Raw genomic sequence first — 15,388 nt, 5'->3', positions numbered from 1 at the left:
ATCTTTTAAACAGAAGTCTGCCCAGAAAGGCGACTGCGGAAAGATGCATGGCTAGGAGTCATCGATTGCAAGACGATATGAACGATTCGACGCCGGATTCCCGCTTCGACAAACCACAAAGCAAGAGGGTGACAGATTGGAGGCCACTGGTTGGCCTGGACGTTCAAATCTGGCGCGGCAACAAGATCGTGGACCAAGGCCTGGTGGAAGCGGTGACCGCTGACGGCGACGTTTTATGGCTCAAACAAGAGGGAGCAACCAACCGTCGGCTTGTCATGAAGGAAGCGGGAACAGGGCTTCGGGTACGGCTCATCACCTGAGCACAAAGCTCAGGCGCATGCCCCGGCCTCGCACCCTTCCCGGCCATCCGCCGTCGTCCTAAGCTGAACCGTACGAGTTACCCAACCCATGCCGAACCGCCACATCTAAGCGAGGTTGCGCCATGACCGTCAAACTCAACAAGAAAGCATTCGATACCGCGAAGCACCTGATCAGCGACGGGAAGATCGTCAAGGACGTCCGGGATGACTGGAGCGAGCATGCCCCGTCCACCCAGGACGAGAATAAGTTCCTGGAGAAGCACGGCCAGGCGGAGTATTCCAAGTGGTATCTCGGTGTGGACGACGATCACCCGGATGACCAAAAGGGCCACTACAAATTCCCGTTCGGCGACTTCAAGAAGATCCACAGATGTGCGGTCATCTCTGCCGAGAGCCGTGCGGCGCAGAACGACTATGACGATATCCGGGATGCGCTCGGCAAGCTGCTCGAACGCATCGATGAGGATAATGAGGATTAGCGCACGGCGTCAGCCAGCAACCGCCCCCATTTCGGGTCCAGCAGCGGAGCTCCGGCAAGCTTGAGGGCATGCCAGAGTGTCACTGCCACGGAATCGAGTACCGGGACGCCTGTTCGGGCTTCCACGTCTGCTGTGATGTTGGCTCCATAGAGGTTGGTGCACAAATAGACCAAGGCATCGGGATGAGCTGCAGCCAGCTCCAATGAACCTGGCAGCATTTCCTCATCAGTAACGCGGCCAAAGGATTCGTTATCGGTGAGATCAAGGTGCCGGTGATCGATCGTCTTGATCCCTTCCCTGGCATAGGACCCGATCACGGCCTCATTCACGTCTGCCGTGTAAGGCGTGAACAGGCCAATTCGCTCGGTGCCAAAGGACGAGAACGCGTCCAAGTAGGCGAGCGTGGACGTTGTGGCCGGTATGCCTGTGGCGTCGGTGATCTCACGGACCAAGGCATGGTCGTGGGAAGCGCCCAGCCAGGATCCGGAGGTGCCGTTCCATGCAATAACGTCCACATTCGCCGTGGCCAGCAACTCGGCGGCAGCGCGCATCACCGAGGAATCGAATTGCTTGTCCGAGGAGTCGTCCAAGGCAATCCGGGTGACGGGGATGCGGGTTGAATGGATGGTTACATCCTGGCGGTCGCCAAGAATCCGGTATGTCTGCGGCTCGAGGCAGGTGTTGGAGGACGGCACGATCATGCCGATGCGGATGGGGCGGTTGTTTGAAGGCATGGTTGCTCCTAGGCGCTGAGGGATTCGGCAGAAGGAATGACGGGAACGGAGAGGGCGTCGCGGTGTTCCATGAAGCCGTTGCGGGGCACGAAGCGACCCACCGGCCCGGGATCGTGGAAACCTGCTTCATCAAGGACCACCCGTCCCGCGGAGATCACCACTGCGGGCCAGCCGCTGAGCGTCTTCCCCTCAAAAGGCGAGAAATCGGTCCCCATGTGCAACGCACCGCCGTCGACCGTTTGCTGTGAGGCGGGATCGAAGATCACGATGTCGGCATCGAAGCCTTCCACGATCGCGCCCTTTCGCGGGACTGCATTGATCCTGGCGGGGCCTGCCGAGAAGACCTCAACGAAGTCCTCCACAGAGCCGCCCGACTGGGTGACCAGTGCCGTGAACGTCACGGGCATGCGGGTTTCCACGCCGGGGAGGCCGTGCGGCATGTAGCGGACATCGTCCGTGCGCTCGCGTTTTTGGGAGAGGTCGTAGCAGGAATGGTCCGAGGAAACGGCGTGGATGGCACCGGCAGCAAGCCGATCCTTCAAAGCGGCCACCGTTTCGGCACTGCGCATCGGCGGGCAGCACGCGTACCATTCCGGGAACGCGGAACCATAAACGGTGTCGTCCAAGGTCAGGTAGTGCGGGCACGTCTCCGAGTACGCCTCCTGGCCGCTCTCGCGGGCTTCGGCCACGAGGTCCACGGCGCCCGGAGTCGACTGGTGGACAAAATAGACGGGCGCTCCGGTGTACTGAGCCATGGCCAGGGTTTCCTTGACCGAGATCTCTTCGGCAAGCTCGGGCCGCGTGCGGTGCAGGTGCTCGATGCCGATGCGGCCGTCCGAGGCGTGCTGCTCAGTGCAGTCGGTGATGATGGGATCGTGCTCTGCATGGATGTACGTGAGGCCATCCAAGCGCACCATCTCGCGCATGACCTTCAGGATGGTGTCACCATCGGCCATGGTTGAGCCGCGATTGGTGGTGTACATCTTCACGGACCTGACGCCCTCGGCTGCAAGCTGCTCGAGCTGCCACGGAACCGTCTCATCCCACGTGACAACAGCGCCGTGCAGGGCAACATCGCAGCGGGATTCTGTGGCGAGGCGCTTCTTGTTCAGGACCGCTTCGAGCGGAGTCTCCTGTGCATCGCGGGGGATGCCGAAATCGATGATGGTGGTGGTGCCGCCCCAGAGCGCCGCCGTTGACGTGGTCCGGTAGTCATCCAAAGTGCGGAATCGGCCCGTCACTTGGGCAACATGGCAGTGGCCATCGATGCCGCCGGGGATGACCAACTGGCCATAGGCTTCAATGGTTCGTGCGGCCGCGGGAATGGCTTCGGCAGCGTCAACGAGCTGAACGATGCGTCCGCCGTCGACTACGACATGGGCGGCTTGCCTGCCGAAACTGTTGACGACGGTGCCGTTGGCGATGACGAGATCGGGGAAGTGGGACATCGTTGTCCTCCTTGTTCGTGGAAGTTTTAGCGGGACGGGAGGGCGGGCGACGCCGGAACCGGCGCGGAGGAGAGGTGCGCGGAGTGGGCTGCTGACTGAGCACCGGTCAGGACAGCGTCGAGGTTTTCCGAAAGACCCTGCCGCCGTTTGACCGGTGGCGCTGCGAACGAGCCGCCTCGGTGAACGCCGGACTTCAACGCGACCACGGCCTCCGTCATGCGGATCCCGGCGGAAATGCCGTCCACCACGGGCACGGGGATCTGTCCTTCGAGCTCCCGGGCAAGCCCTGCGAGCGGCGCACCCGCAAGGATCACGACGTCGGCGCCGTCCTCAGCGACGGCCTGCCGGCTGAGCGCCAGCAGGGTTTCCTTGAAGTCTGCCTGCACCGACCCTATCGAGTTCAGGCTTTGGTTGATGGAGCGGATGGAAGCGAGACGGCCGGCAAAACCGAAGCGTTCCACGCAGTCCAGGTACCAAGCCTGGATCCGATCCGAGATGGCGATGATCGAGAAACGGTGGCCCTGCAAGGCCGCCGCGCACAATGCCGCCTCGGTGATGCCAATGACCGGTACGTCCACCAGTTCCTTCAGTGCGGGCATTCCCGGATCGCCGAAAGCAGCCACAACGATGCCGTCCACAGCGGCAAGGCCGCCTTCCCGCCCAAGGCTGTCGCGTTCCCGCCCAAGGCTGGCGCCGCCGTCGTGCGCGTATTCGGCGATCAGCTCAGCCACTGCGCCGGCCGCGATGAGCGACTCGAAGCGGGTTTCGATGTATTCGACGCCGTGCCCGGCAGTCCGAACGATCAATTCGGTGTCCGGCCCGGCTGAGCGCAAGGCCTCGGCCTGGATCAGGGCGGTGACGTCGTCACTGATGTTGGGGTTGATGACCAGGAGTCTCATGGTTTTTTCCGTTGCAGTTTGGGCTCGGTGTGGCTGGAATCCTCGGGGAACTGTTCGCGGTACTTGCCGATGTGCGACGCCGATTGGAGAGCGGCCCGGTCAGGGTCACCACTGGCGATGGCAGCGAACAGGTCACGGTGTTCCTGGATGAGTTCCGGGAGATCGCTGACGTGGCGGAACAGCCAGTGCATGCGACCCTGGAGTGGTTCCAGCGCGGAGCGGAGAAAGTCGTTGTTGGCGATGGCCGTGATGGCATCGTGGAAATCGCTGTTGGCGCGGTGGGCTTCCAGGATGGAGCCCTTGGCCAGGCAGCGATCGGCCTCCTCCAGCAGGCCAGCGAGGTGTTTAAGGTTCTCGGTGGTGGCCCGCTTGGCGGCGAGCCGGCAGGCGAGGACTTCCAAGGATTGACGGACGTCGAAGAGGTCCTCCACATCCTTGGGGCTCAGGCCGCTGACTTCGGAACCACGGCCGGCGCGGTCCCGGATAAGTCCTTCCTGCCGCAGCATGCGCAGTGCTTCGCGGATGGGCAGTCGGGAGACGTTGAATTCGGCGGCGAGGTCGCGCTCCACCAGCCTGGTGCCGGGCGCATAGTGCCCCTCAAAAATCCTGGAACGGAGCGTGTCACGCACTGACTCCCGCAGGGGGCGGTCAGTGATGTTCGTGTCTTCTGCGGCTAGCATTTCCAGCTCCATTTCGTGATGTGTGAGGCAGTGCGCCCGGCGACCAGGTGGGCTTCCGGCCATCCGGCGGTTCAGGACCGTCAGGCCAGCCCGGTCAGGCGAGTTAGACCGGGAGTCGCTTGTTGTAATCCAGGACCAGGACGGAGATGCCCATGATCACGGCGGATCCAACAAAGTACAGCAGAGCCCATGTGTAAGAGCCGGTTGCCCCGACAATCAGGCCTACCACAATCGGGGTGACGAATCCGGCGATGTTGCCGCTGAAGTTCATGGCCCCGCCGAGTACGCCCGCATTCGTGCGGCCGCCCAGGATGGACGGGATGGACCAGAATAGGCCAACCCAGCGCAGGAAGAACAGGACTACCGAGAGAAGCACGACGGCGGTGATCGGGTCTGCGACGACCGTGACGCCTACCAGGCCGCCCACCACTACGACGCTGGAGATACCCAGGAGGGTGCGCATGACCCGGTTGGCGGATGCGCCGGATGCCCGCCACTTGTCCGCGATGATGCCGCCGAGGATTTCGCCGACGAACCCGGCGCCGAAGATTACGAACGTGGACCAGCCGATGGTCTTCAGATCGAAACCCTTGGCTTGTGCCAGGTAAAGCGGGCCCCAGGTGAGCAGGCCGTAGAACACGCCGTTGAAGCCGAGCCAGCCGAAGCACATTGCCCAGAAGGAACGGAACTTCAGGTAGGGCAGCAGGGCGCGCTTGCCTTGCGCACCTTCCTTGGCAGCTTCAGCGTCGTCCTCGGCGTGTGAAGCCTCGATGTAGTCAGCTTCAGCATTGTTGACACTCTTGTGCTGACGGGGGTTGTCGCGGACGTACCACCAGACGGCCAGGCCCATGAGAATCGTGAGGGCGCCGGCGATGATGAAGGACATCCGCCAGCTGCCGGTGGAGGCAATCAACCAGGTGATGAGGATGCCGCCGAGGCCAGCACCCAGGGGAGCACCGGCGTCGAGGATGGTGGCGCCGCGGCCACGTTCCTTCTTGTGCATCCAGATGGCGTTGAGCTTGCCGCCGGCAGGCATGACGCCTGCCTCCGTTACGCCGATGCCCAGGCGGGCGATGAACATGCTGAGGAATCCGCCGGCGAAACCTGAGGCGGCAGTCGCCGCGCCCCAACCAATGCAGGAAGCGGTAACCACCTTGCGGGGGCCAAACTTGTCGATCAGCAATCCAACGGGGATTTGCATCAGTGCATAGGTCCAGAAGAACGCCGACAACAGAAGCCCCACAAGCTCGGGCGGGAGGTTGAATTCCTTTTGGATGATGGGCAGGGCTACGGAGATGGATCCACGGTCAATGTAATTGACCGAGACAAGGACCAGGAGCAGGATGAAGAGCTTCCAGCGGACGTTGGTGCGTCGCTGCACGCCGCCCTTGCCGGATTTGGGCTCGTTTTCCTGGTTTTCCTGGGTTGCCAGTTGGGTGTTTTGGGGAGACACAGCTTCTCCTTCAGAGGAGTCAACAGGGGGTGGAATGTCTTTGGGTATGTCTTTGGGGGATGAGCCGGGGCGCGATATCGCTTCAGCTGGATCCGTGCCGGCGGCAACTGTTGCGATCCCTGCCCTTTTGGTGGCGGGGGCCGCAGCCGGTAGCGGGTCTTTTTGGGATCCCGTTTTGGGATCCCAAAATCTAAGTTAGATGTGACGGGCGGCACTGTCAAGAGTTTTGGTATACCCAATCTGGGAACGGAATGTGACCGGGTGGGCTGGTTGGCGAACGCTCCTGCCCGGTTACTCCTGCACGGACGCCAGAAAATCTGGCCTTTCCTGGGAAATTCCGGGCTTTCGGGGCGGTAACTGGGAAGGGGCGCTGATTAGCGCTGGTATGCCGAACTTGGAGATATGTCAGGACTGTATGCCAAAATCTCCGCGAGCTCAGCAAGCCGGTGCGCGCGGGCAGACTCTGCGGGCGTGAATGGCTCGCCTGGACGGGAGAAGACAAGAGGCCCATGCCATGCTGTTGGAATCTTGAGGATGTCCGTTGAAGGCCCGACGCCGGCACTCGCCTCGGGTGCCGGATTCTCCGGATCGTTGGGGACTACTTTCGCGGACAGCAGTTCGGCAACAGCGTGCGGGAGTTCATCCGGGTTCCCGGCAATACGCGTGGCGAGGCTCAGCGCCTTGGTTTGGCCATCAGCCATCGCGAGTGCGGTGGTAGGCCACACGTGGGACTCACGCCCGCCGCCGTCGTCGAGCGCTTTCAGCAGTTCGTGTTCAGTGACCTCACCCGGGGCGGAGAGGACGAACTCATCCATCACTATTTGCGCGGCTTCTGTAGCCTGGCGGTCCGTGCCCTCGCGAGCCGGGCCGTCCATCGGGTGAACGTGAATGCTGAGGATATTCGTTTCAAGCTTGGCCAGGGACTGAGTGATTTTCTGCAGGGAACCGGGTTGGTCGCGCAGCGTGACCCGAGCACGCCACAAAGACGGGGCCGCATGTAGCTTGTGCCGCTGGCGGAGGGCAGGGGCATGCAACCAGCGGCGGAGAACCTTGGCGGCCGACGGTTCGGCCACCCAGATAACCAGCACTGTTGCAGTCACGGTCAGCAGCAGGACCTTGGCCACATAGGGGAGGTGAGTTTCCACAACGGCGGCGTGAACCAGCAGCTCAATGGGAAGCATCACCGCGATGTTGGCCAGGGTGAGCCGGGCCTTGGGCGGTTCGGGCAACTGTCCGCAGACATCGCATCGGAGGTCCGCGGTGACGGGAGAGCTCGCTTTGGGCTTCATGGTTTCATGCTGCCCGACGCCTGTTTCGTGAGGGTTGCCTGCGCGTCACGTTTCTGGTTACTGGCGTCGAACGGCTGCATTCCTGCCCACTTACTACCTGCCCGCACCACGCTGGCAACGCAAAAGCCCGGCGTTCTCGCGGGGAGAACGCCGGGCTATGTGAAGCAACCGGGGAGGAGCGCTCGCGAATTTGTCTTAGTGGACGGAATCAGAATCCAGATCCGAGCCCCGTCCGGTGCCACGATGGGCCGCTGCATCCTTCAGGAGATCCCGGATTTCGGCCAGAAGGGCGGTGTCAGCCGGCAGTGGCTCTTCTTCGGGTTCCTCGGTGGAGAGGCGGTTCTTGACCATTGAATTGATCTTGTTCATGGGCGCTACGAAGATGAAGTAGACCACTCCGGCGGTGATCACGAAGGTCACCATTGCCGTGAGCACGGCACCAAAGTTGATGAACGTGGCAGGGTTGTCCTGCCAGATCCGGAAGCCCAGACCGTCGGCGTTCACGCCGCCTGCAGCCGCGATGACTGGGTTGATGATGTTGGTGGTGAAAGCGGCGACGAGTGCGGTGAACGCACTGCCGATGACCACGGCAATAGCCAGTTCGATCACGTTGCCGCGAAGTATGAAGTCCTTGAAACCCTTAAGCATGGAAATGTCCTCCGATTGGGTGCGGGTGTCTGGCTCAAGCAGAGATCAAACTACCACTCCAAGGTTTCAAAAGGGTGTCAACGTGATGTGAGAGAGGGATGCCGCCAGCGGGTGTGGATGTGAGAGAGGGATGCCGCCAGGGGGTGGGGATGTGAGAGAGGGATCCTGCCAGGGCGTGGGGATGTGAGAGAGGGATGCCGCCTGGGGGTGGGGATGCGAGAGAGGGATGCCGCCTGGGGGTGGGGATGTGAGAGAGGGATGCCGGGAGGGGGTGGGGATGTGAGAGAGCATCGGGTTTGATCGATGCTCTCTCACATCCTGACCTGTTTTCGAGAATGCTCTCTCACATCGTGGCCTGTTTTCCGAGAATGCTCGGTCAGGCGAGCAGTGCCCGGGTGTGGTCGTTGAGGAACATTCCCCTGGGGTCGAACTCGCGGCGGACCTGGATGAAGGTGTCCAACTCCGGGTAGAGGCGCTCAAGGCGGCCCCGGGTCATGAAGTGGATCTTTCCCCAGTGTGCGCGGGGCTCGAATTCCTGCAGGAGCGCGTCCGCGTCCCGGAAGAACTGCCAGTAGTCGGTTCCGGGCTCGGTGGTCAGAGTGATGACAGTGCTGTCGCGCCCTTGGAACTGGGACATGTAGGCGTCGTCGGATTTCACCCAGCGGACCTCCACCGGGTACTTCTGCTCGGGGTATTTAGTGCGGATCAGGTCCTGGATGGCCTCGACGGCGGCAAAGCCGTCCTCGCTGCGGACGAAGTACTCGAGCTCGTGGAACTGGGTAGTGAAGCCGCCCGGGTAGATCCGGTAGGAGCGATCCAGCCTGGCACCCTCGACGGCGGAGAGCTCGCGTTCGTCCTGGACGTCCACAATGTTGTAACGCTTGGTGTAGCTGCGGTCGCCCATAGCGTGGTCTGGTGAACCAGGGAGGTCCAGAAGCTCGCAGGAATCTTCCTCCGGGCACCAAAGGAAGGAGTAGTGCCTGTTGGAATCGATATCGGTCTGCCATGTAGCCGTGGTTTCCGCCCACGTGGGGTAGGTGATCTGCTCCTGGAGGTAGTAGCTGTCCTCAACGGCCAGTTCCACTTCCAGGAAGATTCCCAGCGTGCCCAACGCAACCTGTGCAGCCCGGAGTTCGCGGAGCTGGCCCTCCCCGATTTCCACGACTTCGCCGTAGCCATTGATCAGCTTCACCCAGCGAAGGTTGGAGGAGAAGCTGCCCAGGTTTTTGCCCGAACCGTGGGTGCTGGTGGCCAGGGCGCCGGCGATCTGCTGCTTGTCGATGTCGCCTTGGTTCCCCAATGCGAGCCCTTGCTCCCACAGGGCATCGCCGAAAGCGTTGATGGTGGTTCCCGCAAGGGCCCTGGCGCGGCGGGCCACACGATCTGTGCCCGTGATCGCCGAGAGGCCGGACATGTCCATCAGCACTCCGCCGGTCTGAACCAGCGGTGAGGACGAATGCCCCGAACCGACCGCCCGCACAGGCAACCCTTCGCGGATGGCGAAACGGACGGCGTCGAGCGCTTCTTGTTCGTTCCTGGGCCGAACCGTAAAGGCGGGTGTCGCGCTCTGGTTTCCACCCCAATTCGTCCAAGTCACGTCCGTCCCGAAGGGGGCGGAAGGCGTGGCGGCACCTGGCAGAGAGCCAGGGCGGGAAACGTTGGTGGTCATGGTGAAAGCTCCGTTGCTTGTCTGAATGCTCATGCGCCGTGGTTGATCATCACGTGCTTGGTGCGCGAGTAATCGTCCAGGGCGTAGAGCGAGAGGTCGCGGCCGTAACCGGATCCCTTGAATCCGCCCCACGGTACCTCGCACGCCAGGACAAGGTGCGCATTGACCCAGACCGTGCCGAAGTCCAGTTGCTTCGGAATCCGCAGGGAGAGGCTCGAGTCGCGCGTCCAGACGGAGGCCGACAAGCCATAGGGGCTCTCGTTCGCGCGCGTGATGGCTTCTTCGGTGGTGCTGAAGGTCTCCACGGTGACCACGGGCCCGAAGATCTCGTGGGTGGCGATGTGGGCTCCGGCAGGAACATCGGAGATGACAGTGGGCTCGATGAAGTAACCGGGTCCTTCCAGCGCCGAGCCCCCAATCGCGATATTCAGGCCCGCCTCGCGGGCTTCGGCCAAGGATTCCTTGACACGTTCAAAATGGGGCCGGGAAATCATGGGGCCGATTTCGACGTCGTCGCCGGCGTCGGGTGCGCCGATCACCAGGGTGCTGACCTCCCGGACCAAGTGCTGGGTGAACTCCTCAGCCACGGACTCGTGCACCAACACCCGGCAGGCAGCACCGCAGTCCTGGCCGGCATTCCAGAATCCTGCATTGCGGACGCCAGCAGCGGCGGCGCGGAGATCGGCGTCGGGGAAGACAACAACCGGCGCCTTGCCGCCAAGTTCCAAGTGGACGCGCTTGACGGACTTGGCCGCAGTTTCGGCGACAGCCTGGCCGCTCACGACGCTGCCGGTCAAGGCAACGAGGGCGATGTCCGGATGCTCCGAAAGCCGCTGTCCCACAGTTCGGCCCTGGCCCGTGACTACATTGAGGATCCCATCAGGGATGCGTCCGGCGAGCAATTCCGCCAGCTTCAGGGTGGACAACGGGGTTTGCTCGGACGGCTTGAGGACGATGCTGTTGCCGGCAGCCAGAATCGGTGCGACCTTCCAGGCAGCCATCAGCAGCGGGTAGTTCCAAGGGGTGATGACGCCGACGACGCCCACGGGCTCGCGGAGGATCACGGAGGTGTGGTCAGTGGCGTAGTCGCCGCCGGCCATGGCCGTCAGGGTCCGCGAAGCTCCGGCCATGAAGCGGAACGTATCAATGGTGCTGGTGACATCGTCCTCGGCCACCGCCTGCGGCTTGCCGGTATTGGCGGACTCAATGAGCTCGAACGCCTGCCGGTTCTCTTCAATAATGTTGGCGATCAGGTTCAGGACGTCCGCGCGCTCCTTGGGGGTGGTGGCACCCCAGGTCTTTTGGGCGACGACGGCGGCCTGGACGGCGGCGTCGACATCATCCGCGGTGCCCGCCTGCACTGAGGCGATGACCTGCTCGGTGGTGGGGTCCACGACGTCGATCAGCTGACCGGTGGAGCCCGGGACGAAGGATCCGTTGATGAAGTGCCCGGCCGGAGGTAAAGGCAGCACGCCCGCCGGGGAGGGGTCAGCACTGGTGCGTCGAACGGTGAACTGGACGGTTTCCGGGTGGGCAGTGTCTGTGAGGGGCATGACAATTCGCTTTCAGATGAGGTCTGGGGTGAGTGCAGCGGAACGAAGGGAAGCGGCTTCTGATTTCTGACGGAAGATCCGGGCCGCGAAGTAGTAGAGGGGAGCAACAACCACCAGGCCGACGATCCAGGAGATGTCCACGCCGCCCAACGCGGTGGCCATGGGGCCGGTGTAGATTGCGGTGGCCGAGAAGGGAACCTGGATGAGGGCGCCTGCCAGGTAGGAGCCGATGGCGACCCAATTGAACCGCCCGTACACGCCGCCGTCGCGCTTGAAGAAGTCTTCAACCCGGTAGTCGCCATGCCGCAGAAGGTAGTAGTCCACCAGGTTGATGGCAGTCCAGGGGACCAGGACGTACATCAGGAAGGAGAGGAAGTTGGTGTAGAAGAGGATGAAGTTGTCGCGGGCGAACAAGGCGATCGAGACAGCTACGACGAAGAGGATGATCGCCGCCACGGTGCGGGTCTTGGCCCGTGGCAACCACGAGGGCTTGAATGTTTGGCCGATGGTCAAGGTGCACAGGACGCCGCAGTAGAGGTTCATGGCGTTGGACGCCGCGACACCCAGGCAGAAAATGCCCACGATGATCAGGGTCCACGGTTGCAGCAACGCACCCAGGCTGCCAACGATTTCGACGTTGTCGGCGCTCATGGTCATGGCGAGGGTGCCCACCAAGGCGCCCAGGATCATGGGGAACAACGTTCCCAGGACGCAGCCCGAGTAGGAAGCCCAGAACGCCGGTGCTGACCCCGTGCCCTGCGGCATGTAGCGGGAGTAGTCGGAGACGTAGGGTGCGTAGGCCAACTGCCACAGGGCCGAGACGGAGATGGTCCCCATGAAGCCGACCCAGTTGAAGTTGCCCTCCCCAAGGAAGCTGGCGGGAAGGCCGTGGACCACCAGGATCCAGACGAAGGCGAGCAACAGCGCCAAGCCCGCCGCGACGCTGAGGACGCGGGCATAAGCGTGGATGAGCCGGTAGCCGAAAATCGTGGCGATAACGCTGACCACGCCGATGATGATGATACCGCCATCCACGCTGATGCCGGGGCTGACGGCGGCCATTGCTTCTCCACCAAAGACAAGGTTGGCGGCGAAGAACCCTACGTACATGACCACCACGATGACCACGATCAACAGGGCGCCGAACGAGCCGAACTGGCCACGCGTCTGGATCATCTGGGCCACGCCCAGCTGTGGACCTTGGGCCGAGTGCAGGGCCATGAAGACGCCGCCCACTACGTTGCCGATGATGATGCCCACCAGCGCCGGCACGAAACCGAGGCCGAACACCGTGGTGGCGAGTCCGCCGGTCACGATGGTCATGATCATGATGTTGGAGCCAAACCAGATGGTGAAAAGGTCCCTGGCCTTGCCGTGGCGCTCATTCAGCGGGATCGGCTGGATGGTTTTGTCCTCGAGGCGCGGTACTTCGGTTGTTGGCACGGTGCTCATGACGCACTCCGGGAGGTCGAAGCCAGTTCACGGACAGCAGAGCTGGTGGCTTTGCTGCGGTTCACCATCAGGCCGAGGAGGTCAAAGACGAGCGTGGCTGCGGCGACCGTGGTGATGTCCGCATGGTCGTAAGCCGGGGCGACCTCGACGACATCGGCGCCCACAATGTTGATGCCGTTCAGGCCGCGGAGCAGGGCCAGGAGTTCGCGGGAGTGGAGCCCGCCCATCTCCGGGGTGCCGGTCCCTGGTGCGAACGCGGGGTCGAGGACGTCGATATCGATGGAGACGTAGACGGGGGTATCGCCGAGCCTGTCCTTCACCTGCTGGATTGCAGCCGGGACGCCGATAACATCCAGGTCCGAGCAGCGGATGATCTGGAACCCGAACTCGTGGTCCCTGAGGAAGTCATTACGGTCATACACCGGGCCGCGGATGCCGACGTGCATGGACTTGTCCTCCACAAGGAGGCCTTCCTCGAACGCCCGGCGGAAGATGGTTCCGTGCGTGATGGGCTGGTCAAAGTAGGTGTCCCACGTGTCCAAGTGAGCGTCGAAGTGCAGCAACGCCACCGGACCATGGACCTTGTTCAGGGCCCTCAACATGGGCAAGGCAATCGTGTGGTCGCCGCCGATCGAGATCAGCCGCTTGTCCTCACTGATCAAGGGCAACGCCTGCTCCTCGATCTCACGGACCGCCCGGGTGATGTCGTAGGGAGTGCAGGCGATGTCGCCGGCGTCCACAACCTGGGCTTCGTAAACAGGTTCGACGTCGAGCTCCGGGTGGTAGCCCGGGCGGAGGAGACGCGAGGCCTCGCGAACCGCGGCAGGACCGAAACGGGCGCCGGGCCGGAAGGAGGTTCCGCCGTCGAACGGGACACCGACGATCGCAATGTCGTAGTCCGGAACCCGGTCGATTTGGGGGAGGCGGGCGAAGGTGCCCAGGCCGGCATACCGCGGGACTTTGGTTGCGTCGACAGGGCCGATGGGCTTGTGAATTGTCATTGACGGATCCTTGGTGTGAGGGGGTGCTCGCCATTGAGCGGGAAGTAAGTAATTCCATTCTTCGTGACGCGGGTCACGGCGAATAGCGGTACATTGACTACAAATGGCCGAGGCGCTTAGACGAATGTCTAAACCGCCCGAAACGGTCCCCGGAATCATAGAGTCAGGACCCCATCCGATGGCAATCACCGTCGCCGAGCTCGTGGCTGAACCGCAGCTGGGGCTCACCCTCTTGGCCGGTGACACAGGCCGCGACAACCGGATCACGTGGGCCCACACTTCTGACCTGCCCAGGCTGTGGGAATGGGTCACCGGCGGCGAGCTCATGATGACCAATGGGCTGTCGATTCCCGCCGATGCCGCGGGACAAGTGGCGCTCGCAGAGGCCCTCATGGACAGCGGGGCAAGCGCCTTGGCGATCGGCGAGAAGATGCACGCACCCCCGCTGACGCAGGAGTTCCTGGCGGCCTGCGACCGGCTGCCGTTGCCACTGATCAACGTCCCGTACCCGCTGCCGTTCATCGCGATCGCCCGCTCGGTTGCTGAATCTTCCCTGCTCGAAGAGTCGCGGCGCTTGCGGCAGACAGCCAGGGTTTACGACCTTCTTCGCACGGCCGGAGCCTCCGAGGACCATTGGCAGAGCCTGGTCCAACGGCTTGCCACCGAGCTGGACGCGGAACTGTTCGTGGTGGATCGCCGCTGCCTCCATCCGTGGCACCCGGAAGGACAGGGGCTCCCTGGATTCCTCGCCGATGAATGGGCTCCGCTTTCGGGTCAAGTGACCTTGGCGGGCAAGAATTTCCAGTGGCACCGGATCCGGGGCCGGCACGTGCTGACCATGGACATCCCGACCCACGCCAACGCGCTCCTCGTGGTGCTGCCCAACAGCGAACCGCACCCGGACGCCGTCGTCCTCCTGCACGCCGCAACCGTGCTGGGACTGCAGCTCTCGCGCATCGTTTTGTCGTTGGAAGGCCGCCATCGGCTGGCGGGCGAGTTCCTGCTGCAGGCCATGGATGGGCGCTTGGGCGCGGCCGAGATGGAGAGCCGGCTGGCAACTTTTGGGGTTCCGCCGCACGACTTCCTGCTCGTTTCCATGTCCGAGACCGCCGGAGACAAAACAGCGAACGACGGCGACAGGCTGGCCAACGTGCACATCGAGCTGTGGCGGCACGGGGTTGCGTCGGCTTCCTTGAAGCGGAACAGTCGGCTGCACGTGGTGATCCCTGCTGATGTGCCGGACGACATCCTGGTGCATTGCGCAGGGGTGGATGCGGCGATCGGAATCAGCGCTCCGGCGGCAGTGGCCGGCATTCAGCGCGCGCTGCAGGAGTCCCTCTGGGCGCTCGGATCGGCCCGGGCGAACAAGCTCGGATTGGCTCGCTACGCGCAAGGACCATCATGGCTGGGGCTGACAGGTTTCGAGGAAGGGACTGCGCTGGTCCGGCGTCTTCTGGGGCCGATTTTCGATTACGAGCAGAGTCAGGAAGGCGATCTCCTCGTCACGCTGAGGACCTATTTGGACTCGCAGCGTTCGTGGCAAAAGACTGCGGCTGCCCTGTTCGCACACCGGCAAACCATCATCTACCGGATCCGGAAAATCGGCGAATTGACGGGGCTGGACATGGGTGAAACCTCCGCGGTTGCCCAGTTGTGGTTCGCCCTCCAGATCCACGAGGCAATGCATCGGTAGGTATCCCTTGCTTGCGCTTTTTCGAGATAACCGGCTATGGTGTGAACCGTGTCACTGATGTGACGCAACG

General features: G+C 62.8%; 14 protein-coding genes. 3 read left to right on the top strand and 11 right to left on the bottom strand.

The genetic code is table 11. From position 1 onward, the window contains the following. The first annotated feature begins 65 nt into the window (after window positions 1-65). Window positions 66-320: a hypothetical protein gene (locus VUN82_24155; protein ID XAS72128.1), complete on the top strand. Its 255-nt coding sequence runs from the start codon at window positions 66-68 to the stop codon at window positions 318-320. Between the two features lie 122 nt (window positions 321-442). After that, on the top strand, window positions 443-799 hold the full coding sequence (locus tag VUN82_24150) for a hypothetical protein (protein ID XAS72127.1): 357 nt from the start codon (window positions 443-445) through the stop codon (window positions 797-799). Here VUN82_24150 and VUN82_24145 read toward each other — a convergent pair. The 11 genes from VUN82_24145 to speB all read right to left on the bottom strand — a co-directional run bounded on the left by VUN82_24145 (window position 796) and on the right by speB (window position 13,625). After that, window positions 796-1,533 (bottom strand): aspartate/glutamate racemase family protein, encoded by a 738-nt coding sequence (locus VUN82_24145; protein ID XAS72126.1) that lies wholly within the window; start codon window positions 1,531-1,533, stop codon window positions 796-798. The genes VUN82_24150 and VUN82_24145 overlap by 4 nt on opposite strands. Before the next feature lie 8 nt (window positions 1,534-1,541). Beyond that, a complete protein-coding gene (locus VUN82_24140) occupies window positions 1,542-2,981 on the bottom strand; it encodes an amidohydrolase family protein (protein ID XAS72125.1) in 1,440 nt (479 codons plus the stop codon). Between the two features lie 26 nt (window positions 2,982-3,007). Further along, entirely contained in the window at window positions 3,008-3,880 is an 873-nt protein-coding gene (locus VUN82_24135; GenBank protein ID XAS72124.1) for an aspartate/glutamate racemase family protein, read from the bottom strand. Further along, on the bottom strand, window positions 3,877-4,560 hold the full coding sequence (locus tag VUN82_24130) for a GntR family transcriptional regulator (GenBank protein ID XAS72123.1): 684 nt from the start codon (window positions 4,558-4,560) through the stop codon (window positions 3,877-3,879). The genes VUN82_24135 and VUN82_24130 overlap by 4 nt, the downstream gene beginning before the upstream one ends. Window positions 4,561-4,663: 103 nt before the next feature. After that, window positions 4,664-6,013 (bottom strand): MFS transporter, encoded by a 1,350-nt coding sequence (locus VUN82_24125; protein XAS72122.1) that lies wholly within the window; start codon window positions 6,011-6,013, stop codon window positions 4,664-4,666. A gap of 374 nt (window positions 6,014-6,387) precedes the next feature. Next, window positions 6,388-7,302: an amino acid-binding protein gene (locus VUN82_24120; protein XAS72121.1), complete on the bottom strand. Its 915-nt coding sequence runs from the start codon at window positions 7,300-7,302 to the stop codon at window positions 6,388-6,390. A 195-nt stretch (window positions 7,303-7,497) separates the two neighbouring features. Continuing rightward, entirely contained in the window at window positions 7,498-7,950 is a 453-nt protein-coding gene (gene mscL / locus VUN82_24115; GenBank protein XAS72120.1) for a large conductance mechanosensitive channel protein MscL, read from the bottom strand. Between the two features lie 376 nt (window positions 7,951-8,326). Beyond that, window positions 8,327-9,652: a D-arabinono-1,4-lactone oxidase gene (locus tag VUN82_24110; protein ID XAS72119.1), complete on the bottom strand. Its 1,326-nt coding sequence runs from the start codon at window positions 9,650-9,652 to the stop codon at window positions 8,327-8,329. Next, entirely contained in the window at window positions 9,649-11,172 is a 1,524-nt protein-coding gene (locus VUN82_24105) for an aminobutyraldehyde dehydrogenase (protein XAS72118.1), read from the bottom strand. The genes VUN82_24110 and VUN82_24105 overlap by 4 nt, the downstream gene beginning before the upstream one ends. Window positions 11,173-11,184: 12 nt before the next feature. After that, window positions 11,185-12,624, bottom strand: coding sequence for a cytosine permease (locus tag VUN82_24100; protein ID XAS72117.1), 1,440 nt, complete (start codon window positions 12,622-12,624; stop codon window positions 11,185-11,187). Continuing rightward, window positions 12,621-13,625, bottom strand: coding sequence for an agmatinase (speB, locus tag VUN82_24095; GenBank protein ID XAS72116.1), 1,005 nt, complete (start codon window positions 13,623-13,625; stop codon window positions 12,621-12,623). Before speB ends, VUN82_24100 begins: the two co-directional genes overlap by 4 nt. A gap of 178 nt (window positions 13,626-13,803) precedes the next feature. Between speB and VUN82_24090 the strand changes: the two genes are divergently transcribed. Then, complete coding sequence (locus VUN82_24090; GenBank protein XAS72115.1) at window positions 13,804-15,318, top strand: PucR family transcriptional regulator ligand-binding domain-containing protein; 1,515 nt, start codon at window positions 13,804-13,806, stop codon at window positions 15,316-15,318. Window positions 15,319-15,388 lie beyond the last annotated feature (70 nt).

Source organism: Micrococcaceae bacterium Sec5.1 (assembly GCA_039636795.1).
In the GTDB taxonomy this organism is placed as follows: Bacteria; Actinomycetota; Actinomycetes; order Actinomycetales; family Micrococcaceae; genus Arthrobacter.
This window is presented reverse-complemented; position numbering and strand designations above follow the sequence as displayed.